Origin of the sequence: Anoxynatronum sibiricum (genome assembly GCF_039414295.1) — a bacterium.
In the GTDB taxonomy this organism is placed as follows: Bacteria; Bacillota; Clostridia; order Peptostreptococcales; family Tindalliaceae; genus Anoxynatronum; species Anoxynatronum sibiricum.
The window spans coordinates 25,441-47,015 of record NZ_JBCITM010000016.1; the positions used below are offsets into that span (position 1 = coordinate 25,441).

A 21,575-nucleotide genomic window follows, 5' to 3' on the forward strand; every position below is an offset into this window, starting at 1 on the left:
TCTAATATACCCATTTATAACGTCATCCAGTTCAGATATTCAGACACTATCAAATTCTCATCTTATCTATCAGGTGAAGCCACAACGGGTTTTCAAAATCCTGGCGGCTTGAGATAATAATGTTCCAGATGCATGTCTTCGGTAATGGTGTTCACAGCGGCACAATTATCCTCAGCATTTTGCGAAACGATCTCACCTTCTCTCAGGCTTTTTAACGCCGCCTCTTCCGTCTCATCCAAATCGCCACGTGCTGTCTGAATGATTTCGTGCAGCAACAGCGTCCTAAATCGGTTAAGATCCTCCAGGCACAGAACGCTGCTCTCGTTAATCTCCGGATAGTCCTGCATAATTCGATGCAACAAAGAAGGTTGCAGGCTTCTAACTTTTACCATGTGTTGTACTTTGAAGTAGTTATTACAAATTTCACAGCGTTCATCACTTTTCTGTCTCGCATTCAAGCGGATTCCTCCTTAGTAATCATTGATAATTCGGAATGGCAACTCTTTTGCAGTGTTATATTTTACGACTTCACCGCATCTGCCACCAGGTACCGGGCGTATATCTCCGCCGCCTTCATTAAACTGTCGATATGAATGCGTTCGTTTTCCTGATGGCAGGTGTCTGTCTCACCGGGAAAAATCGGTCCCCAGGAAACCATATTGGGAAGTGCCTTGGCGTAGGATGTCCCATCTGCCAGGGCAAATTCACTTTTTTGGCCGGTAACATACTCATAGGCCTGGTGCATTTTCTCAAAAAAGGGGAGATGACGAGACACATATAGGGGGTCCTGGTAGTTTCGAATCTGAAAGGTGAACCCGTACTTCTGGGTCAATGCCTGAAATTCCCTTTCCAGATCCTGTAAGCTGACGCCGTACCGGTGGCGGATGTTCAGGTTCAGCTTGACTTTGTCTTCTTCAAATAAAAAAACTGTTGGCACTACACTGTTTTCACCCATATACTCTCCCTGGTACAGGCTGTGACTGTTATCAAAGCCAAGGGTGGAGCCATCATGGCAGCCGTTGAAAAGCTGGATGAAATCCATCACCCTTCTGAAGGACGGGTGCAGCAGCTGTTCTTTTTGGTCCAGTTCAGCCAGTATTTCCACGAGCAGGCTAATGGCATTCACACCCTTTTGGGGCAGCGAGCTGTGACTGGAAATGCCTTTCGCATTAAGCTGGAAGCGGTTCTCCTCGCACCTCACGCCGACAGATGATGGTATGCCTCCCATGGGAACAGCCTTCGCCTGGCGACTGCCGATGACCTGTTGAGCCTGCCTGGAAAGCCTGCGACACTGGTCTCCCGTATCTGTTTTGATCACCAATAGCCCGCTGGAAGGAATGGTGTTTTCGCTGTCTCCAGCTGTCAGGGTGATTATTTCATACGCCGGCTGCTGTTCCACGTCAAAGGTCAACTGCACATCGGCGTAGCCCTTTTCCATGTGGTGCACGGGAAAGTCACCATCCGGTGTAAACCCGTAATCCGGCGGTGTGAAGGCCTGTCTGAAATGTGCCATGTCTGTCCAACTGCTTTCTTCCTGGGTACCGATGATGAGCCGGATCCGCTTTTTCATGGGCAGATTCAGTCGATGCATCAGACGAAGAATGGTATAAATCACAATGGTGGGCCCTTTGTCGTCCACAGCGCCCCGACCAATAATCCACTCACCGTTAACCGTACCTGTAAAGGGATCCGTCTCCCATTTCTGAAGGTCACCGACTCCCACCACATCCACATGGGTAAGGATGCCAATGGTTTCTTCTCCCTGTCCAATTTCAATAACACCGCAGTCTTCCTCAGGCGTATGGCTGACCCTCATGCCCTGTTGTGCTGCTTTTTCAAGGATCCAAAAGAGCGCCAGGCGGTTTTCTGCCTGGTTTGCTGTGATGCTTTGAAAGCCGATGAGTTCCACCAGGTCTTTGATCATGTCATTCTTTTCTTCCTGAAGGCACTGCAGTAATTGATCAATCATGGCTTTTCTCCTGTGTTTTCTTTTTTTCAATGAGATGACAGGCCGCCAGGTGGTGTGGATTGACCGCCTGCAGTACTGGCTCCTCTTCCCGGCACCGGTCAAAGGCATGCGGGCATCGGGGATGAAAGCGGCAGCCTGCGGGGATGTTTGTCGGGTTGGGCGATTCGCCGGACAGGACTTTCCGCTGACGGTGCCGGTTGACTTCCGGTATGGGCATCACGTCAAGCAATGCTTGGGTATAAGGGTGTTCAGCCTGTTTGATGACGGTGTCTGATTCGCCAATTTCCATGATTTTTCCCAGGTACATAATGGCGATGCGGTCAGAAATCAGCCAGGCCAGGGAGAGGTCATGGGTGATAAAGAGAAATGCCAGGCCCTTGGATTCCTTCAGTTCCACCAGCAGTTTCAGAATGCCCGCCCGAATGGAGACGTCAAGCATGGAGACCGGTTCGTCTGCCACGATGAATGCCGGGTCGAGGATCAGGGCGCTGGCAATGGCCACCCGCTGCCGCTGACCACCGCTGAGTTCATAGGGGTACCGGTAAAGATAGCTTTCCGGCGGGTCCAGGCCGGCGTCCTGTAAGGCTTTCATCACCCGCTCCTTCCGCTCCGCTTCGGTTTTAACCAGCCCGTTGACCTCCAGTGGTTCTGCCACAATATCGATAATCAGATTTCGGGGGTTTAAACTCTGGTAGGGATCCTGAAAAATCACCTGGGCTTTTTGCCGAAAGCGGCGGGTCTCCTTTTTGTGTTTAAAATTCACCGCCTGATTCTGGAAAAGAATTTCGCCTTCAGCAATGTCCACCAAATGCAGAATAGCTTTTCCCAGGGTGGTCTTGCCGCTGCCGCTTTCCCCCACCAGGGATAGTATTTCCCCTTTTTTGATGGTTAAATCCACACCGTCAACGGCCCGTACCAGTGGCATTTCTTTCGTCAGCAGTTCTTTCAGGAACGACTGTTTTTCCACAAAGGTGACTTTCAAGTTTTTCAACTCCACCACCTTATCCATTGAACGCACCTCCAAAATGACAGGCATAGGCATGGCCGTCTCCGGCAGCTGTCATACCCGGCTCCTCTTCCCGGCAGATTTCTTTGGCATAATCACAGCGGGGATGGAACCGGCACCCTGAGGGGGGTCGAATCAGGTCCGGCGGTGTTCCCATAATGGGCTCCGGCATCTGTTTCGGTCCGCGGATATGAGGGAAGGCCCTGAGCAGTCGATAGGTGTACGGATGCATGTGCTCGTGGTATATGTCTTCTGTGCTGCCCATCTCCACAATCTTCCCTGCATACATGACGGCGATCCGGTCACAGGTTTCTCCCAGAATGGACAGGTCGTGGGTGATGAGGATCAGCCCCATGTTCAGGTTTTGGCGGAGTTTGTCCAGCAGGTTGAGAATCTGAGCCTGCACCATCACGTCCAGGGCTGTGGTGGGTTCGTCACCGATGACCAGCTTGGGGTCACAGGCAAGCGCCATGGCAATCATGGCCCGCTGCTTCATGCCACCGCTGAACTCGTGGGGGTAGCCGCTGATGCGGTCTGGCTCCAGCTCAACCAGTTCAAAGAGTTCCTTTGCCCGGCCCCAGGCCTGCTGATGGGACACCTGCTGGTGCAGCACCACCGCTTCGGCAATCTGCTCACCGATTTTCATCACAGGATTCAAGGCGTTCATGGCTCCCTGAAAGATCATGGAAATCTCTTTCCAGCGTCGTTTGCGAATTTCGTCATCTGACAGTGCTGTCAAATTAACCGCTTCCAGGTATATGTTGCCACTCTGGATTTTCCCTTCTGGGGGCAGCAATCGATTGATGGAAAGGGCCGTGGTGGTTTTTCCACAGCCTGACTCCCCCACCAGGCCCAGGCACTGGCCGTATGCCAGGGTAAAGCTGACGTCATCCACCGCCTTGACGATCCCCTGAGAGATATGAAAATAGGTTTTCAGATTTTCCACACGCAGCAGTTCCATGGCTTATCTCCTCCGCAGCTTCGGGTTCAGGATTTCATCAAAGGCATAGCCCAGAAAGGTGAAGGCCAGTACCACCAGCACCACACAGAGCCCGGGGGGAAGAAAAAACCAGTAGGCACCGGAACTGGCCGCCCCGGACTGAAAGGCGTAATGCAGCATCATGCCCCAGCTGGGCCGGGTGGGATCCCCCAACCCCAGAAAACTCAGGGTGGTTTCGGAGATGATGGCCACTGCTGTCACCAGGATGGTGTTGGCAAACACCAGGGGGAATACGTTGGGCAGGATATGCCGCATCATAATGGTGCTGTGGTCGGCGCCAATGGCCCTGGCCCGTTCAATAAAGGGACGTTCTTTCACCGACAGAGTCTGCGAACGGACAACCCTGGCGGTGCCTGCCCAGCTGGTAAGGCCGATGACCAGGATGATGATCCAGACACTGGAGCCCAGAATGGCGGCCAGCACCAGCACCAGGGGCAGCCAGGGGATCACCAGGAAGAAGTCGGTAACCCGCATGAGGATGCTGTCGATGGCTTTGCCAAAATACCCGGAGATGATCCCGACGGAGGTACCCAGAAACATGGAGATCAGTGTTGCCAGAATGCCCACCATCAGTGAGATGCGGGCGCCGGAAAGCAGGTTTCTGAAAATGTCCCTTCCCAGGTTGTCCGTTCCCAGAAAATGAGTGGTGCTGGGGGGCTGAAGAATGGTTTCCACGGTTCCGAATTCCATGGGGTTATAGGGGAAAATCAGTGGCCCGATGATGGCAGCCACTGTGAAAAACCCCAGAATAAGAGCCCCGGAGATGGCCATCCCGTTGCTTTTGAAGCTGGTCCAGAAGTGTGCCAGCTTTTTTAGTCTCATTTCCCGATAGATTGAGCTCATGCTGTTCTCCTTTATTCCCGCACACGGGGGTCCAGGTAGCCATAGGTCACATCCGCAATCAGGTTGGCTACAATCACGCTGAGGGTGATCAACAGAAAAATGCCCTGAAGCAAGGGATAATCCCTGGCTTTCAGCGCATCAAACATCAGCCTGCCCAGACCTGGCCAGGAAAAGATGGTTTCCACCTGTATGGTGCCGCCGATGACCAGCCCCAGGTTGATGGCAATGATGGTGATCATGGGGAGCATGGCATTGGGAAGGGCATGTTTTCGTATGAGATAAGTGTCGTCAAACCCTTTTGCCCTGGCGGTGGTCATGTAGTCTTCAGTCAGTACATCCAATAAAGTATTCCGCATGGTGAGGGTGTATTCACCAATGAGCACCAGGCTCAGGGTCATCACTGGCAGCACCAGGTGCCGGGCGGCATCCTTTATCATGGCCAACTGATTGGGGAAGGACTGCCCCGGCGTTAACATGCCGGAAGTGGGAAACCAGCGCAGGCTGACGCTGAACACGGCAATCAGAATGATCCCCAGCCAGAAAGTGGGCATGGAATAAGTCACCAGAGAAAAACTGAGGGAAGCTATGTCAATGCGGCTGCCACGTTTCCAGGCAGCAAGCACTCCCAGCACCATACCGGCGATGGTGGCCAGTATCTGGGCCAGTCCCACCATCAACACTGTGGGCATGATCCGGGCGACAATGACCTGGGTCACCGGCTGGCGGTAAAGAAAGGAGGTGCCCAGGTCACCGGTAAACAGGTGCTTAAGGTAGATCCCGAACTGTACATACCAGGACTGGTTCAGCCCAAAAAGTTCCCGGGTCCGTTCAATGGCTTCCTGAGATGCCCGGGGATTGCGCATGATCATGGCCAGGGGATTCCCCGGCATGATTCGAAAGAGCACATAATTAAAGACCAGCACAAAAAAGATGGTTGCCAGTGACTGGATGATCTTTTTCCCCAGGTATTGTCGTTTCACTCAACCACCCCCTCGCGTCTCGCTAAAGCAGCCTTCAGTCGTTTCACGGTACTTGCCTGTTTTTAGATCGCTGCCCTCTTGTGCTGCTGACAATTGATTTTGCATGATTTCCTTCTATTGCTAACGATAGGAGTTGGCTGCTTTCTTCTTTCGGAAAACAAAGAAGGCAACGACTGCCATTATTCCCAGGCCGCCGATGATATGACCTAAAGAATCGGAACCTCCCGTTGCTGGCACCGTTGCATCGCCGGCACCGGCCACAGGCTGAAGGTTCAGGTAGTTGTAATTGGTCAAATTAAAGAAATAACCGCCTTCATCAGGTATTCGTCTCCAGCCTGTCCATCTGGATGTATTCACTGCCTGCAGGCTGTTATCGTAGAACAGGATGATGTAGGGTGCTTCTTCATAAAGAATCTGTTGCATTTTCCACACTACTTCCCGCCGCTCATCTGGGTCCATGATGGTCTGCTGTTCCATAAACAGCCGGTCATAGGTTTCGTTGGAATAATTGGAATCACTCATGTTTCCGATCTGACTGGTGGTCATCACATTGAGAATGGTGGTGGGGTCAAGGTCAGCCCCCCATCCCCAGATAAACATATCAACATCACCGGAGTAGATCTTATCCATTAACGCACCGTCATCCACCGTTTCGATGTTGAACTTGATGCCCGCTTCTGCCACCATGCCGGCAATCATTTGGCCAGCCTGCACTTCGTTGGCATTATCCGCCCGCAGGGTTAGCAAGAATTCCAGAGGAGTACCATCCGGAGCCTGTCGAATACCGTCGCCGTTCAGGTCTGCAAAGCCGGCTTCTTCCAAAACCTGGTTGGCCATCAGTACATCGTAATCACGCAGCTCAGCTGATGTGGGCTCGTAATGATAGAACCCTTCCGGCGGTACCAGGGTGGTACCCACACTTCCCTGGCCGGAATACACCATATCTAAAATCCGCTGTTTATCAATGCTGTATTCAATGGCGTGACGGACAGGAGGTTCGAGCAGCAGTGGGTGTGATGTGGAAGAAGGGTCGTCCCAGCTGTTAAAGGAGAGTTCCACAAAGCCCAGCTCCACTGCAGCAATGGCGTCAATGCTTGCATCGCTGTTTAACACCTCCAACTGGCTTGGGCTGAAGTTGGTGGCTGCGTCAATTTCCCCCAGCCGCAGGGATTGGGCCATGGTGTCTGTGTTGGCATAAAGCACGAAGATCAATTCGTCTATTTGGGGGCGGCCATGAAACGTCTCTTCGTTGGCGGCGAGTTTCAGGTACTCCCCCGGCCGAAACTCTTCAAACCGAAAAGGACCTGTGCCGACCGGACTACTGTTAGGCCAGGCGTCATATTCATCAGGAGACACTTCTGACCAGATATGGGCCGGCAGAATGGGACAGGCATTCAGCAACATATTGGCTTTCGGCAGTTCCGTACGGATGACCAGGGTTGTTTCATCCGGGGTCGACACTTCCGTCATGCCTCCCAGGGAACCGGAATACATGCCCAGTTCATTTTCCATCAACAGCTCATAGGTGAATTTCACGTCGGCCGAGGTAAAGGGGGTGTCATCGTGCCATTTCACATCATCCCGCAGGGTAAAGGTCCACTCCAGCTGGTCATCACTGATCTGCCAATCTGTTGCCAGCCCCGGAGCTGTTTCCAGGTTTTCATCAAGCATCACCAAGGGATCGTACACCAGCTGAAACACTTCATAACCAATCTGGCTGTAAGAAATCAGAGGACTGAGTGAATCCACTTCCACCGTTACGCCAACCCGCATGGTATTCAGCGGCTCTTGTGCACCTGTGACAGGTGCTGCCAGCATCATCACCGTCAAGGCCAGGATCACCGCCATGGATACGCACCTTTTCCTTTTCACCTTTCATTCTCCTTTTTTTCTCGTGAATGGTTGGTATTTCTTCTGTGGATTTGATTCTTCCGGCGGCCCCTGTTTTCTATGGTTCCACGGCACTTTCCAATATTTCCAGCTCTTTTTTATCGGCATTGAGCCGTGCCCGAACCCCCAGCGGAAGGGTGGCCATATCCTTCGTATGACCGATGGGAAGCCCGTAAATGGCAGGTTTTTTCAAAGGCTTCAGGTATTCCTGAAGGAGGTCTTCCGTACTCAAATCCACATAATATCCCGGATTATGCTGACTTGGCCGGCAGTTGATGCACTCACCCACCACGATGCCCACCGCCTCCTGCAGCTTGCCGGCATTGGCCAGGTGAGTAAGCATATGATCGATGATCCAGGGTTCTGTGTCCAACTCTTCAAGAAAAAGTATTTTGCCCGCAGTCTCGATCTCATAGGGTGTTCCAAGGGTGGCGCAGACCAATGTTAAATTACCGCCTGTTAAAATACCTTCCGCTTTTCCCGGGTAAATAAGATCGATATATTTTTTCTCATCCGCCAGTTGTATTTTCCCCATGGGCTCCGGTTTTGTCAGGGCTCTGAACAGTGATTCCTTGGTGTAACTGGTGAGTTCTTCCGCATTGAAACGGGACATACTGGGACCATGAAAGGTGATCAGTCCTGTATTTTTAAGAACAGCCAAATGCAGTGAAGTAATGTCACTGAATCCGATAAATATTTTGGGGTTCTGGCCTACCACTTCGAAATCGATGTATTTTAACATTCTGGCAGATCCGTAGCCGCCCTGAGTGACAAAAATGGCATCAATGTCTTTTCTGGCAAACATGTCATTGAAATCCTCCGCCCGCTCCAGATCGGTTCCGGCTACAAACCCCTTACGCTTGTTGAGATTTTTCGACAGCTGAACCTTATACCCCCATTTCTTCAGGGTTTCAATCCCCCGAACCACATCGCTGCTCCGGTAAGAAGGGCTTGCTGGGGAAATCACACCGATGGTATCTCCTGGTTGAAGCATTTTGGGTTTCATCCTTATTCCTCCAATGGATTCATGACACATTTATCTGGGAAAATCGGTGGACGCCAGCAAGTTATGTCTGCATTTTTCGCATGAAACTGTGTTCATCTCTAAGACAAAGATACCCGATATCATCGTTCATTATCATCACCCTGATGGGCTTATATTCATAAAAAAAACTGCAGATCTCCATTGGATCCGCAGCATGTTCTTTTCACCCCGGTTATGACTCTTCAGCTTTCATGTGATCAAGAATGGCCTGAATTTCAGCCAGTGTCTCACCCAGTTTTTCTCTGTCTTTTGCTGCGACCTGTACTTTTGCTTGCGAAGCCAGTTCTTTGAATGAGACTGCGCGCAGATTGGCGGTGGATCCGGTGAAATTGTGAAGTTTTTGCTTTAATGTGTGCCAATCTTCTATTTCAAGGGCAGCTACCATATCGTCAAGCAGTTCTAACCAAGCGTTCGTACCCTGCTTCAGCAGTATTTCTGCAGTTTCTTTATCAAAATCGGTTTCACTCATTAGCTTTTGTATGATTGTTGTCCGAATGTCAGGGCTATTGGCAAGCGCGGCTTCAAGTTCAGTTGATTCCGATGATCCCGCCGAAAACCCTTCATCTTCATTTTGGATTGCCTGGTTGACATCTTCATGGAGCAGGGCGTTGATTTCCATAAAGTCCAGCGGTTTGGCCAGGTAGGCATCCATGCCGGCTTTCAGGCATCTGGTTTCATCTTCCTTCATGGCGTGGGCAGTCATGGCGACTACTCGGGGTTGTTTAATCCCTTTCAGCCGCCGAATCTGCCGAGTGGCTTCCAGGCCATCCATCACGGGCATCTGTATATCCATTAACACCAGGTCATAGCTTTGGTGTCGACAGGCTTCTATGGCTTCAAGACCATTCTGGGCTACATCACAGCTCAAGCCCCTATTTTGCAGCAGCTGCACTGCCAAAGCCTGATTGACAGGCTGGTCTTCCACCACCAGCACCTTGATCCGCTGGTTGTCGTGGGCTTCCCTGAGGCTGTGGCGGGTGACGAGGGATGAGCTTCGGGATTTTTTCAATCCTGTCACCAGACTGGCAACGGTGTCTAACAGGTCACGCCGACCGAAGGGTTTGGGCAGGTAAGCGCCAAAGCCTATATCACTTGCTGTTTTGGCACTGCCAGGTTCCATGACAGAGGTCAGGAGGCACAAGGGAATATCTTTGGTATCAGGTATGGCTTTCAAAGCCAAGGCCATGGCTTCTCCTGCCATGCCGGGCATTTGCTGGTCCAGCAGGATGCAATGGATGTTTTCCCGATTGGCAGTTTTTGCAATAATCTGTTCCAGTGCATGGGTTCCCCGTGCATTTTCTGTCACCCGGCAACCGGCTTCTTCCAGATAGGTGCGGATAATCTCCCGGTTTGACCCATCATCGTCCACCACCATGATGTGCTTGCCTTTTAAAATCTGGTGACTGGCCAGCTGAGGTAGGGGCGTTTGGTCTTTTTCCAGGGGAAGGGTCAGGGTGAAGGTGCTGCCTTCTCCAGGGGTACTGTCTATGGTGATGGTACCCTTCATCAGGTGGGCCAGATCGCGGCTGATGGCGAGACCCAGCCCGCTGCCACCGTATTCCCGGGTGTTGGAAGCGTCTGCCTGGGTAAAAGATTCAAAAAGACGGCTGATGGCTTCTTCGGAGATGCCGATACCTGTGTCTCTCACCTGAATTTCAACGGTGCTGATGGTATCACTTTCATCTATCTGACTGCATTCAACAGAAATATTTCCGATTTCGGTGAATTTCACGGCGTTACTCACCAGATTGGTGACAATTTGCCTGAGCCGAGTTGGATCTCCTTTCACCTGGTAGGGCAGGCTGGGACGCACGAGAAGATTCAGCTCCAAATTTTTACTGTGAGCCCGGTGCGCCTGAGGAATTACGGCGGCTTCAAGAGCTGAGCGCAGGTCAAAGGGGATAGTTTCCAGTTCCATTTTTCCCGATTCGATTTTACTCAGGTCAAGAATATCATTGATGAGACTCAGTAGAATTTCGCTGGAAGTTTTGATGTAGTTAATGTAGGTGGCCTGCTGCTTGTCTGTTTTGGTTTCCTGCAGCAACTGTAAAAATCCCATGATGCCATTCATCGGCGTGCGTATTTCGTGGCTCATGTTGGCCAGAAACTGGCTTTTGGTTCGATTGGCCTGCTCTGCCTGGTGAGCGGCCACATCCAGCTCCAGGTTTTTCATCTCCAGCATGGCAGTGAATTCCAGCAGTTTTTCTTCCTGCTTAAACTTTTTTGTGACGTCCCGCGCCACAGAATACAGCACTTCTCCCACCGGTCTTGACCGCCATTCAATCCAGCGGTAGGTGCTGTCGGCGCAACGGTATCGGTTGGTAAAGCTGCTGACTTCCTCCTGACTTTTCAAATCCTGAATCACTTCCAAGGTAGCCGGTAAATCTTCCGGGTGAACATAGTCCAGAAACTTTTTTCCTTCCAGGTCATCCAAGGAGTACCCCAGCACTTTCTCCCATTCCGGGTTCAAGCGGATGAAGGTTCCGTTTGTGTTGGCGATGCAAAGCAAGTCCAGACTTGAGGTGAAATACGTTTCCAACTCTTTTTGCTTGGATGCCAGCGTTGCTTCCATTTCCTTGCGTTCAGAAATATCTTCCACAATCCCCATGGTTTCGTTTTCGTTGATGATGGAAATGTGAATGCGGCCCCAATAGCGTTCACCATTTTTTTTAAGCCCAATGAATTCTGCGGCGACAGTACGTTTTTCTTGTGCTTCGCTTTTTCGAACCTGATCTTGGTCTTTGAACTCTGGTGGCGTCAGATCATTAATCGTCATTCTTGTTAGTTCTTCTTCTGTATAGCCCGTTAAAAAGCAAGCCGCCGGATTTGCCCGCAGATACTTTCCCTTTGCATTGGTAACAAAGATGGCCAGTGGTGACTGTTCAATATAAGCTCGATACGCTTTTTCGCTTTCTGCCAGGGCTTTTGCCACCAGTTTTTTTTCAGTGATATCTGTATGAGTGCCACTCATCAGGAGCGGCTCGTCGTCTGTTGTCCATGAAGTGACATTTCCCCGGTCCTGCACCCAGACCCAGTGGCCATCCCGATGCTTCATACGGTATTCAATGTCATAGTGGTCTCGCTGATGGCTGAACACTTCTTGCAGCTGGACTTCAGAGGCCTTCAGATCATCCGGGTGGACAAAGAGTTCTCTGGTGTCAATGTTGGTTGGTTCCAGTTCTGCCAGGGTGTATCCCACCATTTCGGCCCATCGCTCATTTAACATGATTTTTCCGGTCTGCACATTCCACTCCCATGTACCCACACGTGTTCCTTCAATGATATCTGCCAATCGCTGTCGTTCTTTCACAAGTGAATCCTGCGCTTCTTTCAGCGGTGTCTGGTTCATCAGATACCCACGATGTTCCAGGATTTCTCCTTCGGGATTTATGATGCACCGGGTCTGGTCATAAAACCAGTGGTATGCGCCAGATTTTGTTTTCAGACGGTAGGACTGGTTGAAATTTTCGACTCTTTGCTTCCGATAAGCAGCAGATTCAGTGCGAACCCGCTCCACATCCCCCGGATGAATCAGTTCATCATAATTAAAAGTATCATCCGCCATTTCTTCGGGAGTGTACCCCAGTATTTCTGTTGCGTTTTCGGAAACCTGCATGACATTGCCTGTATCATGTGGGTTCCATGCGATGGTCAAAACCGGACCTGAGACAAAGAGGTCCCGCTCCTGCTGCAATCGGTGCATGGCATTCTCCCGGTCCAGATACAATCCCACCTGTGTCGCATACAGGATCGACAGTTCCGGGTTTCTTAATTGGCTGCCCAAGGGCATGATCAGGGTGAAATCCCCAAGCATTAGTTCTTTCTTCATGATTTTGACCAGGTTCACCTGACCAATGCCAAAGATTTTTTCAAACAGGCGGATCAATGGAATCGGAAGCACCTTTCCTGTCAAAGCTTCCATGCTCTCAAAGGTGGTCAGAGTCTTATTCCGGATTCTGGCCTGACGTGCCGGGTCATGGGGCCACTTCTTATTAATGGGGTCAAATCCCAGCATTTCAGTTGCTTTCAACAGATTTTCTGAGGCGCCGGCAATGGCAAGTGTGGTAAAGTCGAGTCCCTTATCATCAAACCGATTGAAGACAACATAGGCTGCGCCTGTGAGGTTATGCATATCTTCTGCTATTTTTTGAGGGGTGGTTGTGTCCATTAAGTCAAACATACTGTCAGTGATACGCTGTAACAGTTCTGCTTTTTCTGCCAGTGCTATCTCTACTTTCCGAAGATGAGCTTCCTCCGAATGATGTATCGTTTTTAAAGCAGTTGACTGATTTTGTTTGCCCTGTTGCTGCGTCCTAAGTTCTTTCTTTCGTTTCATTTCTGTTCATCCTTTGCATTGATCAAACCTCAACCGCGGTCATCCGTCGGAGGCAGTGTTTCGTTCTTCTTAACTTGCACTGCACTTTTTGGAAAGACAGGGGATTGTATTTTTTCTGAATACGTACTCATTCTTGTTGCATGACAGATAAGTATACCATAAACATCGTATTTTTGCAAGAAATTTCTGAAATTTCTGGTATTTTTTTGCCCTAAAGCTCCCCCACTTCATTGCACATTATTTCCATCATGGCTTCAACCAGTTTTAGGATAGTTGTCAGAGGCCTCCTAACGTATAGTTGAAGAAATGAAGCCCACAAGGAGATAAGAGCACATGGTACATACGATTATTGTTAGGCTATAATACTCAGGGTACACAACGTTTTGGGACACATACGCATAATGGAGAGAAAGGGGAAGCATATGCACTTCATTGGTCTGACATCGATGTTTTGGCAATAGAGAAATATAACTTTTGGCAGTCAAACAGTCTTTGTCAAAATCAAAAGATGGGAATCCTTTAGATCATTCAAATATATCATACCAGCATTTCAAGCCAAATCTTGTAAAAGCAAATCTTGTTGAGTTTCGACTTTATGATCTGCATCACATGTGTGTCACGTTGATGCTCACGGCTGGTACTCATGTAAAAGTAGTAGCCGAAAGGCAGGGACATGTAAGCGTCATGCTTGCTTTGGACGCATACAGTCATTGCTTGCCCGATATACAATCGGAAGCTTCAGAAAAGCTTAATGCATTGATTATTGATCTATCAAAAAAAACGCCAGTTACATCATAGCAACTGGCGTTTTAACATTCGCTTTAAGTCTATTCAACTATAATTGTTGTGTTAGTAACTGTTTCAAATTTGTCACCATACTTCATTTGAAAAGCAAGCTTGTAGTTACCTGGAACTCTTAAAGCAAGATCCTCAATTTCTAAAACACCATGTGCACCGTAGTTGTCTATTACTAAATCTTCAGATACGGATGTCTTCAACATGTTTCCCGACGGATCAAATAAGGCGATTCGATAAGTGTATAGTTGCTCAGGCATAGGACCAATATCAAAATATGCTAAAAGATAATTGTCCATCCCAACAGGAAATATGTTTGCGCCAGGATTTACAAGAACCCAGACATCATCATCATAGATATCTTCATACTCATAATAATCATCGAAATCAATTACAAGTAGTTGCACTTCAGGCTTAATAATATCAACAGTCTGAGTGCTAGAATTCCATTTCACAACTGCATCAAACTGTTCTGCTATAGCTTTAACTGGTAACATTGTTCTGCCGTTCAAAACAACTCCTGGCACATCAGACACCAATTCCTTGTTATTGATGACCACTTTCACGATAGGTAATCCTTCAAAACTTCCATACATCCCTGATGCAAAAACAATACCCGTCATCAATAGCAAAAAGACGAACACACCAGCAATTGTTTTCTTCATACACATGCCTCCTCTTTTATGTTTTACAGGATTCAGAAAAACTCTGTATCCCTGTAAACAACTAAATTGTATCATTTTTCTATCAGTCATTCAACTGGGCAATTATTACACTTCTGTTGCATTTAAAGTCTCTTTTTAAATGCAAAGATACAACTATCTATTGGTTCCGCGACTTCCATCCCGTCGAGATTCTTGACACTTCCTTGACGCTTTATGCAAAAACAGAAAATACCAACGCTTGAAAACGTTGGTATAGCTGGCGCGGCATGCAGGACTCGAACCTGCAACCAACTGATTCGAAGTGTGAAACCTTATTGTTTTACGTAGTTTTATATAGTTTATGTTAGGTGTCAATATCGAAGTATTTTCAACGTATTGATGGCTATTGACTGCCCTCATAATTGAGTATAGTTTACCTTTCTTTTTTATGCTTATTCGTGTCACGTGTCATGAATGTGTCATGAAATAGCGCTTTTCAGGACTTCATTTTATATATCACTTGTTATCTCAAACTTTCAAGTTTGTGTATCTGGTGCATGGTACTTTCTTTCTTCTATGTCTATACACAAAATACACAAATTAAGGAAAACAGCCTGTAACCGTTGAAATACCAACGTTTATTTTGTGTTTTTTCTAATACACAAATTCATCACGAAACCCCTTCAAACGTTGAAATACCAACGTTTATTTTGTGTATCACAAATTAAAACCGCCCTATTCCTGGGCGGCTTCTTTTGTTGCTTCTCTCTTTCTTCTTCTATATTCCCTTATTTTGTTAGTGTGTGTGCAAGGTGAAACTTCTTCCCCTGGGGCTGGTGGGCAACAGGCGCCACGACCAGCGTGCAGCTGGTGACACACTGGGCATTCTTTCAAATCCTTCTTTTCTTCAATAACTGAACTGTATAGCTTAAACCATATAGCAGGCAATAGGTGGGTATAGTCACGTTCTGGGGTGTACCTATATTCATTGGTGCGCTTATTGTATTTCAAAACAGTGGATATACTTCTTCCTTTAATCTTGTTACTTATAACTGAAGCGGCTTTATCCCTGCTGATGTAGTGGCGCTGGCGCTTATATTCTTCAACGTTCAACCTGGCCAGGCTTTCTATTTCTTTTGTTCTGTCCGGGTATGCTTCGGGGTTTTTTATTACTTCTTTGACCCGGCGCATATATTCAACTTCTTCCATTATTCTATCAATCGAATCATAAGACATTATTCCCTTTTCACCTATGATTAACAGCCTACGTTCTTCATCACTTAATAAGGAAACCACTTCATCAAACACCCTCAAAGATTCGTTATCACTGGGCGCCGCTGAATGCCGCTGGTTGATACCTATTAAGCCGTACCTACTGGCAAACTTAAGAAGTGATTTATCATCTTTGATTTTTGTAAATTCGCTGAAAACATCATCCCCAAAATTAGAAGATTCCGGGTCATAGGAACTGACCACAGGCGCAAAGCCTACAATATAACCATCTACAATCTTATATTCTGATAACACTTTGAATTCCATCACATCGCCGCCCTTCTTTGGTTTGTATACTTTTATGTATACCGTTATACCTTTGTAATCAGTATACTACTATGATATATTGAAGTCAAGTGAGATACATTAACCACTAGAAAAAAAAAGAAAGGTGTGAAAATTGATGGAAAAAAGATATCTGGTTGAGGAAGTAGCAATGGAAACACGGCGCCCGGTTTCGACTATATGGCGCTGGATTAGGGAAGGGAAGCTGGAAGCGGTGAGAACTGGAAAGCGCTATCTTATTGCAGAATCAGCGTTAAATGACTTTCTAAACAATGGCACAAAATAGGGAAAAGCGCCCAGGGGCGGCGAACCATCCAGGCGCTTTTCATAGGTAAAACTAGTGGCGTTACTTTCTTCTATTATACCACGCCACAGGCAAACAATCAAAAGGTGGTGATTCAGTGAATGAGAACATAACTATTAGCCATGTTAGACATTGTAAAGAAACAAATTGCAGGCCGGAAGAAACCACCTGGCCAGTGTTCATAGAGAAGTTAAGAACGCCGGAAGTAATTGAACAATCTATCTATGAATTTCATGAAATGGATGACAAAGAACAGAAGCCAATCAAAGACGGCGCCGGGTTCGTGGGCGGCTACGTGAAAGGTTCACGAACAAAAGACAATATAAAATACAGGGATGTAATCGCCCTGGATGCCGACAATGTACCACAGGGCGCCGACTTCATAGAAGCTTGTAAAACGGCGTTATCTGGTACAACCTTCATCATTTACAACACGATTAGACACACAGACCACGCCCAGCGCTTCAGGCTGCTGGTACTCACTGAACGGATAAGCAGCCGGGAACAATACAAGCTAGAAGCCAGGCAAATAATGAACATGGTAGGCGCTGAATACTTTGATGATTCATCTGATGAATGGGAACGGTTCATGTACTACCCTAAAGTCTGTAAAGACGCTAAGTATGTATTTCATCATAATGACGGGGCAGCATGGCAGCCAGGAAGCGCCGCAACAGTGGCAGCAAAACCACAGATAAACAGTAACCCGGTATTACCTGAAGAATTCCAGCGTGATATACCAGAAGGCGAACGGGATAAAACATTCACCAGACTGGCTGGCCTGATGCTGAACAACATGCCACCTGAAGCGGTGCTGGAATTCCTTCTATACCAGAATGAAAAGTATTGCAGCCCACCAATGGACCCGGCACAGGTGAAAAAAATTGTTAAAAGTATAGGCAGCAAAGAAATGGCTAAGGCACAGGCAGAATTCACGGAAGTGAAAGACTTTAAGAAAAAAGCCCTTCCATGCTTCCCGGTGAACGCTCTACCACCTGAATTGGCCAACTACGTGGAAAAGCTATCAACGGCGTTACAGGTGCCGCCTGATCTACCAGCTTCCCTTCTTCTGTCCATCCTGGCCACGTGCTGCGCCGGAAAAGTAAGGGTTCAGGGTGTCCCTGGGTGGATTGAACCGACAAACTTATTCACGCTGGTTATTCTACCACCAGGTGAACGCAAAAGCGCCACGCTTTCAGCATTAAGGCGGCCAGTGGATGAATTCGAAGCGCTGGAAACCGAGCGCCTGGCGCCGGAAATTGCTAAACAGCAAGCCGAATACCGAGCGCTGGAAAAGGTGGTAACGAAACGTGAAAACACACTGGCCAAAGAACCCAACGATTATGGGGCGCTGGCAGACCTTCAGCAGGCAGCTGAAAAGCTATTGAATTTTGAAGTCATGAAGGCGCCACGATTGACAACAAGCGACGCCACGCCGGAAAAGGTGGTAAACCTCATGGCAGACAATGGCGGTAGATTAGCCATATTAAGCGCCGAGGGTGGCCTAATTGAAATAGCAGCCGGGCGCTACTCAAACGGTATGAGTAATTTTGAATACTTGCTACATGGTCACGCTGGTGACACTATACGGGTTGACCGGGTAGGCCGACCAGCGGACATAATCAAAAAACCAGCGCTAACGGTAGGAATCACGGCACAGCCTGACGTTCTCAAAGTGATTCAAAAGAACGCCCAGTTTAGGGGGCGTGGACTATCTGCCCGGTTCATGTATTCATTACCCCGCCCAATGGTGGGCAACAGGGACACACACCCGGAACCCATGCCGGAAAACCTACAACGTGATTATGAAAACATGATTTATATGCTGCTGAAAACACTTGATGGTGACGTTGCACTCATGTTATCGCCTGAAGCTGCGGAAGTATCGCAGCGGTTCGCCGCCTGGTTAGAACCCAAACTGAAACCGGAAACAGGCGAATATTCAGCGTTCGCCGACTGGTGCGCCAAAGCACATGGGGCAGCGCTAAGGATTGCCGGGCTGCTGCATATGGCAGACCTGAAAGATGATTACAAGATAGACGCTGAAACAATGGAAAAGGCTTTCAAAATCATTCTTTATTACACAGAACACGCTAAACGGGCGCTAGGGGCAGACGAACAGGCAGAACATGACAGCGCTAGAAAGGCCATTAAGATTATTAAGGCTGAAGGTGTCGAACTGGTAACCCCACGCCTACTAATGAAGAAAAACCGGATTGAATGGCCTAACGCTGAAGAAGCCCTGGAAACCCTTGAAACGTTAGAAGCACACGGCTATTTATCAGCGGTGGAAACAAAACGCCGGGGCAGACCATCCCCCACGTTTGCGGTAAACCCTGACTATTTCAAATAGCGCCCGTGTCATGAATGTGTCATGGCGTTATAAGATACAGTAATTGCAAGCTATTCACTAGTGGCCTATTGATTGGGAATCAGAAAGGCGGTGAAAATATGGGCGGCGAAACCAGAAATAAAACACCAGCAAAATAGAACATTTATTATATAGTTTCAAACAGCCGAAAGGGGAGGAAGCTCAAAATCTAAAATGAAATGAGTGGATTCCAATGAAAGGTTTTACACCATCTACAAAGAACGCCGTAATTTATTTTGAAACAGACGAGGCACAAGTACCAGACGGGGCAAGAACCATGCCGGGATGGGGAATACGGGGCAAAGACGGTGCCACGGTTGAAGTTCACATGGGGCAATATGAGTGCAAGTTTTACGTAATCCACGCAACACCAGACCGGGATCCCTGGTTACTATTGTTCAAAGACCCACTGAAGCTGGCGGAATACATGGCAAACCTAAAAATAATAATGGAGGTGGGCGAATGATTAGAAAAATACTATCTGAATACTGGCAAGTCATGACAGAGATACACGGCGAAGTTGTGAACAGTGTCATGCAGGCGTTAAACAAAAATATTAGAAAATTGGAGGGTTAAATATGACAAAACTTGAAATGTTTATCGAACAAAGGCAGACAGTGGCCACAAAGGTTCAGCAATTCCAACAGCGACAACAGGAAATAAGCGATCAACTGGAACAGCTTGACGAACAAATACAGAAGGCCATGATGGATGGTAAAAGTATTGACGGGCTGCAGACCGAGGCTATGAAACTAACCAACGAACAGCAAAACATGGCGAAGGCTTCAGCGCTCTTAACAGGTGGGCGGCTGCAGGAACTTGCACACCAGGCACTTGTAGAACAGAAAGAATATTTTGAGCAATCACAGGAGAAGTTACACGATTTAAGACAACAAGACCTTGAAAACTACCAGACCTACCTTGACCAGCAGGCGAAAATAATCAAACAGTGGAACACCGTTAAAGCGGATTGCAACCGACGTTATCAGGCAGCCAGTGACCATCTACAAGGCCATGTGAACATGAATACATTAAAAGACTATGCAGGGCAAAAGCTGGAAAAATACGACGCTGGAAAGGGGATTGGATAACATGCCTAAAGGGTTAACGATGAAACAATACAAAGAATGGTTTGAATCAGGCCGTGAACCGGTGGCATCCGGTGAAGGTGTACGCAATGAAGGCGACGTTATAATCACCACGGTTGATGATGGGGAAAAGATAACCGAAACACGGCGGGAAAAACTACCGTACAAGGAACGAATCATTACAGTAAAAGACGAATAATAGGTGCCAATATTTGGGCGGTTTGTGTCGAATATGTACCAGTGAAAACGGCACAAATCGCACAAAATACACAAAATAAAGGAGGTGGGGCCTTGTGGCCAGACCACGGATTAAAACCAGTACCGACGTATTAAGGATATTGAACCGGCTTGTGGTGGCCGTTGAAAAGGATGAAATGGAGCTGGACAAAGCACGGGTGTTAATCTATGCCGCCAGTACAGCCGGGGCAATCCTAAAGAATATCGAAATAGAATCACGGCTCGACACATTAGAGAAGGCCGCAGAACAGGCCACAGGCGGCAATCTAAAGGCGGTGAGGTAGTATGTCCAATGCACGACTAAAGCGATTAGAAAAGGTGTTACAAGCAGACCCAACCATGACACCGGTGGTAATCATTAGACCGGGTGAACCTATTCCAGAATGGGCCCGTGTGGTTATTATTGACGATATACCGGAGGTGGCAGACGATGAGTAACGCACGACTAAAGCGACTGGAGAAGGCTTTAATGTCCACAGGCTTCAAAGCGATAATAACATCACATGATGAAACCGGGGCCTTAATTGATTGGCACACCGGGCAACCAGTGACAGCGGATGACCTGAAACGGGCAGACCTTCATATATCTGTATTGTGGGAATGAGGTGACAGTATGAATCATGCACGACTGAAACGATTAGAGCAGACATTCAGCGGCACGCACAAAGGGCCGGTATCTTATACGGAATACTCAAAAGCACATAGCCGCCAGATTGAATTATATATAAGACTATTGTGTCATTTAGACGGTGAACCAATGCCACCGGTTGACCTGGAACAGCAGGCCAAAGACCGGGAAACCATGTTGACCTTCAGAAAATACAATCCTTCTAAGCATGAGGGGTGGCAGCCGAAAACAGATATATTTGATAAGTATTTGCACAAAGACCGGGACACACCAGAAGAACGACGCAAGGACGAACTTGCAGAAAAGTATTTAATCACACTGGTATAACGGAACATAGCGGAACAGTTTTGACCTTGTTTGACCTTATGCCATAACCGGACCCGGGGAACCCAACCAATAAAATAATATGAATATACGTTATGGCATTGAAAAGGGAACGCTTTAACAATAATAACCGGGTAGCCGTGGCCGTTAAGAATAGGGGGTAATATGCAAGACCTGGGGTGGCGCTGCCAATGGTGGCGCCGTTCTGGTACATATGAAAGTCAAATAAAGTCTAATTTTCTTCTACCTCAAACAATTCCAGGGGGTTTACTTCCAGCGCTGCTGCTATCTTTTCCAGGTGGCGAAGGTTTACGGCGTCTTGTTTATTCCTGGCCAATGCTGAAAGACTGGATTCCCTGACCCCTGAAAGCTGCGCTAGTTTGTATTGAGTTAACCCCTTCTCTTTCAGTAATTCTTTAATACGAAGGCGCATTTTCATTATAAAAAACCCCTTTCTTTCATGCTTTTATATTGCGTTATCCTGTATTATGAAGTATAATGAAGTAAGTAAAAGTAATACGGTATCAGTAGGCCATAGCTGAACGCATTGAAACCACT

The 21,575-nt window shown here is 47.9% G+C and carries 22 protein-coding genes; 10 read left to right on the forward strand and 12 right to left on the reverse strand.

Annotated elements, in window-relative coordinates:
• Window positions 1-92: 92 nt before the first annotated feature.
• The 9 genes from AAIG11_RS13375 to AAIG11_RS13415 all read right to left on the reverse strand — a co-directional run bounded on the left by AAIG11_RS13375 (window position 93) and on the right by AAIG11_RS13415 (window position 13,069).
• Window positions 93-458: a hypothetical protein gene (locus tag AAIG11_RS13375; RefSeq protein WP_343186738.1), complete on the reverse strand. Its 366-nt coding sequence runs from the start codon at window positions 456-458 to the stop codon at window positions 93-95.
• Between the two features lie 62 nt (window positions 459-520).
• Window positions 521-1,969, reverse strand: coding sequence for a Sapep family Mn(2+)-dependent dipeptidase (locus AAIG11_RS13380; protein WP_343186739.1), 1,449 nt, complete (start codon window positions 1,967-1,969; stop codon window positions 521-523).
• Window positions 1,962-2,978, reverse strand: a complete 1,017-nt coding sequence (locus AAIG11_RS13385; RefSeq protein WP_343186740.1) for an ABC transporter ATP-binding protein — start codon at window positions 2,976-2,978, stop codon at window positions 1,962-1,964. Before AAIG11_RS13385 ends, AAIG11_RS13380 begins: the two co-directional genes overlap by 8 nt.
• Window positions 2,971-3,936 (reverse strand): ABC transporter ATP-binding protein, encoded by a 966-nt coding sequence (locus AAIG11_RS13390; protein ID WP_343186741.1) that lies wholly within the window; start codon window positions 3,934-3,936, stop codon window positions 2,971-2,973. The genes AAIG11_RS13385 and AAIG11_RS13390 overlap by 8 nt, the downstream gene beginning before the upstream one ends.
• Window positions 3,937-3,939: 3 nt before the next feature.
• A complete protein-coding gene (locus AAIG11_RS13395; RefSeq protein WP_343186742.1) occupies window positions 3,940-4,818 on the reverse strand; it encodes an ABC transporter permease in 879 nt (292 codons plus the stop codon).
• Between the two features lie 11 nt (window positions 4,819-4,829).
• Complete coding sequence (locus tag AAIG11_RS13400; RefSeq protein ID WP_343186743.1) at window positions 4,830-5,798, reverse strand: ABC transporter permease; 969 nt, start codon at window positions 5,796-5,798, stop codon at window positions 4,830-4,832.
• A 120-nt stretch (window positions 5,799-5,918) separates the two neighbouring features.
• Window positions 5,919-7,670 (reverse strand): ABC transporter substrate-binding protein, encoded by a 1,752-nt coding sequence (locus tag AAIG11_RS13405; protein WP_343186744.1) that lies wholly within the window; start codon window positions 7,668-7,670, stop codon window positions 5,919-5,921.
• A 76-nt stretch (window positions 7,671-7,746) separates the two neighbouring features.
• On the reverse strand, window positions 7,747-8,694 hold the full coding sequence (locus AAIG11_RS13410) for a S66 peptidase family protein (RefSeq protein WP_343186745.1): 948 nt from the start codon (window positions 8,692-8,694) through the stop codon (window positions 7,747-7,749).
• A 211-nt stretch (window positions 8,695-8,905) separates the two neighbouring features.
• Window positions 8,906-13,069 (reverse strand): PAS domain S-box protein, encoded by a 4,164-nt coding sequence (locus AAIG11_RS13415; RefSeq protein WP_343186746.1) that lies wholly within the window; start codon window positions 13,067-13,069, stop codon window positions 8,906-8,908.
• A 474-nt stretch (window positions 13,070-13,543) separates the two neighbouring features.
• On the opposite strand from AAIG11_RS13415, the gene AAIG11_RS13420 reads away from it, so the two are divergent.
• Window positions 13,544-13,867 (forward strand): hypothetical protein, encoded by a 324-nt coding sequence (locus AAIG11_RS13420; RefSeq protein WP_343186747.1) that lies wholly within the window; start codon window positions 13,544-13,546, stop codon window positions 13,865-13,867.
• A gap of 29 nt (window positions 13,868-13,896) precedes the next feature.
• On the opposite strand, the gene AAIG11_RS13425 is transcribed toward AAIG11_RS13420, so the two are convergent.
• Both AAIG11_RS13425 and AAIG11_RS13430 read right to left on the reverse strand, forming a co-directional pair.
• Window positions 13,897-14,529 carry a stalk domain-containing protein gene (locus AAIG11_RS13425; RefSeq protein WP_343186748.1) on the reverse strand — a complete coding sequence of 211 codons (633 nt, stop codon included), beginning with the start codon at window positions 14,527-14,529 and terminating at the stop codon, window positions 13,897-13,899.
• Window positions 14,530-15,243: 714 nt separating this feature from the next.
• On the reverse strand, window positions 15,244-16,047 hold the full coding sequence (locus AAIG11_RS13430; RefSeq protein ID WP_343186749.1) for a hypothetical protein: 804 nt from the start codon (window positions 16,045-16,047) through the stop codon (window positions 15,244-15,246).
• A gap of 136 nt (window positions 16,048-16,183) precedes the next feature.
• Here AAIG11_RS13430 and AAIG11_RS13435 point away from each other — a divergent pair, with 136 nt between their 5' ends.
• The 9 genes from AAIG11_RS13435 to AAIG11_RS13475 all read left to right on the forward strand — a co-directional run bounded on the left by AAIG11_RS13435 (window position 16,184) and on the right by AAIG11_RS13475 (window position 21,020).
• Entirely contained in the window at window positions 16,184-16,351 is a 168-nt protein-coding gene (locus AAIG11_RS13435) for a helix-turn-helix domain-containing protein (protein ID WP_343186750.1), read from the forward strand.
• A gap of 115 nt (window positions 16,352-16,466) precedes the next feature.
• Complete coding sequence (locus tag AAIG11_RS13440; RefSeq protein WP_343186751.1) at window positions 16,467-18,722, forward strand: DUF3987 domain-containing protein; 2,256 nt, start codon at window positions 16,467-16,469, stop codon at window positions 18,720-18,722.
• Between the two features lie 295 nt (window positions 18,723-19,017).
• On the forward strand, window positions 19,018-19,206 hold the full coding sequence (locus tag AAIG11_RS13445; protein WP_343186752.1) for a hypothetical protein: 189 nt from the start codon (window positions 19,018-19,020) through the stop codon (window positions 19,204-19,206).
• A gap of 112 nt (window positions 19,207-19,318) precedes the next feature.
• Window positions 19,319-19,831, forward strand: coding sequence for a BAR domain-containing protein (locus AAIG11_RS13450; RefSeq protein WP_343186753.1), 513 nt, complete (start codon window positions 19,319-19,321; stop codon window positions 19,829-19,831).
• A 19-nt stretch (window positions 19,832-19,850) separates the two neighbouring features.
• Window positions 19,851-20,027 carry a hypothetical protein gene (locus AAIG11_RS13455; RefSeq protein WP_343186754.1) on the forward strand — a complete coding sequence of 59 codons (177 nt, stop codon included), beginning with the start codon at window positions 19,851-19,853 and terminating at the stop codon, window positions 20,025-20,027.
• Between the two features lie 94 nt (window positions 20,028-20,121).
• Window positions 20,122-20,349 carry a hypothetical protein gene (locus AAIG11_RS13460; RefSeq protein ID WP_343186755.1) on the forward strand — a complete coding sequence of 76 codons (228 nt, stop codon included), beginning with the start codon at window positions 20,122-20,124 and terminating at the stop codon, window positions 20,347-20,349.
• A 1-nt stretch (window position 20,350) separates the two neighbouring features.
• Window positions 20,351-20,503, forward strand: coding sequence for a hypothetical protein (locus AAIG11_RS13465; RefSeq protein WP_343186756.1), 153 nt, complete (start codon window positions 20,351-20,353; stop codon window positions 20,501-20,503).
• On the forward strand, window positions 20,496-20,669 hold the full coding sequence (locus tag AAIG11_RS13470) for a hypothetical protein (RefSeq protein ID WP_343186757.1): 174 nt from the start codon (window positions 20,496-20,498) through the stop codon (window positions 20,667-20,669). Before AAIG11_RS13465 ends, AAIG11_RS13470 begins: the two co-directional genes overlap by 8 nt.
• A gap of 9 nt (window positions 20,670-20,678) precedes the next feature.
• Complete coding sequence (locus tag AAIG11_RS13475; RefSeq protein WP_343186758.1) at window positions 20,679-21,020, forward strand: hypothetical protein; 342 nt, start codon at window positions 20,679-20,681, stop codon at window positions 21,018-21,020.
• Between the two features lie 229 nt (window positions 21,021-21,249).
• Here the strand turns inward: AAIG11_RS13475 and AAIG11_RS13480 are convergent, their stop codons facing one another.
• Window positions 21,250-21,456, reverse strand: coding sequence for a helix-turn-helix domain-containing protein (locus tag AAIG11_RS13480; RefSeq protein ID WP_343186759.1), 207 nt, complete (start codon window positions 21,454-21,456; stop codon window positions 21,250-21,252).
• Window positions 21,457-21,575: the final 119 nt, after the last annotated feature.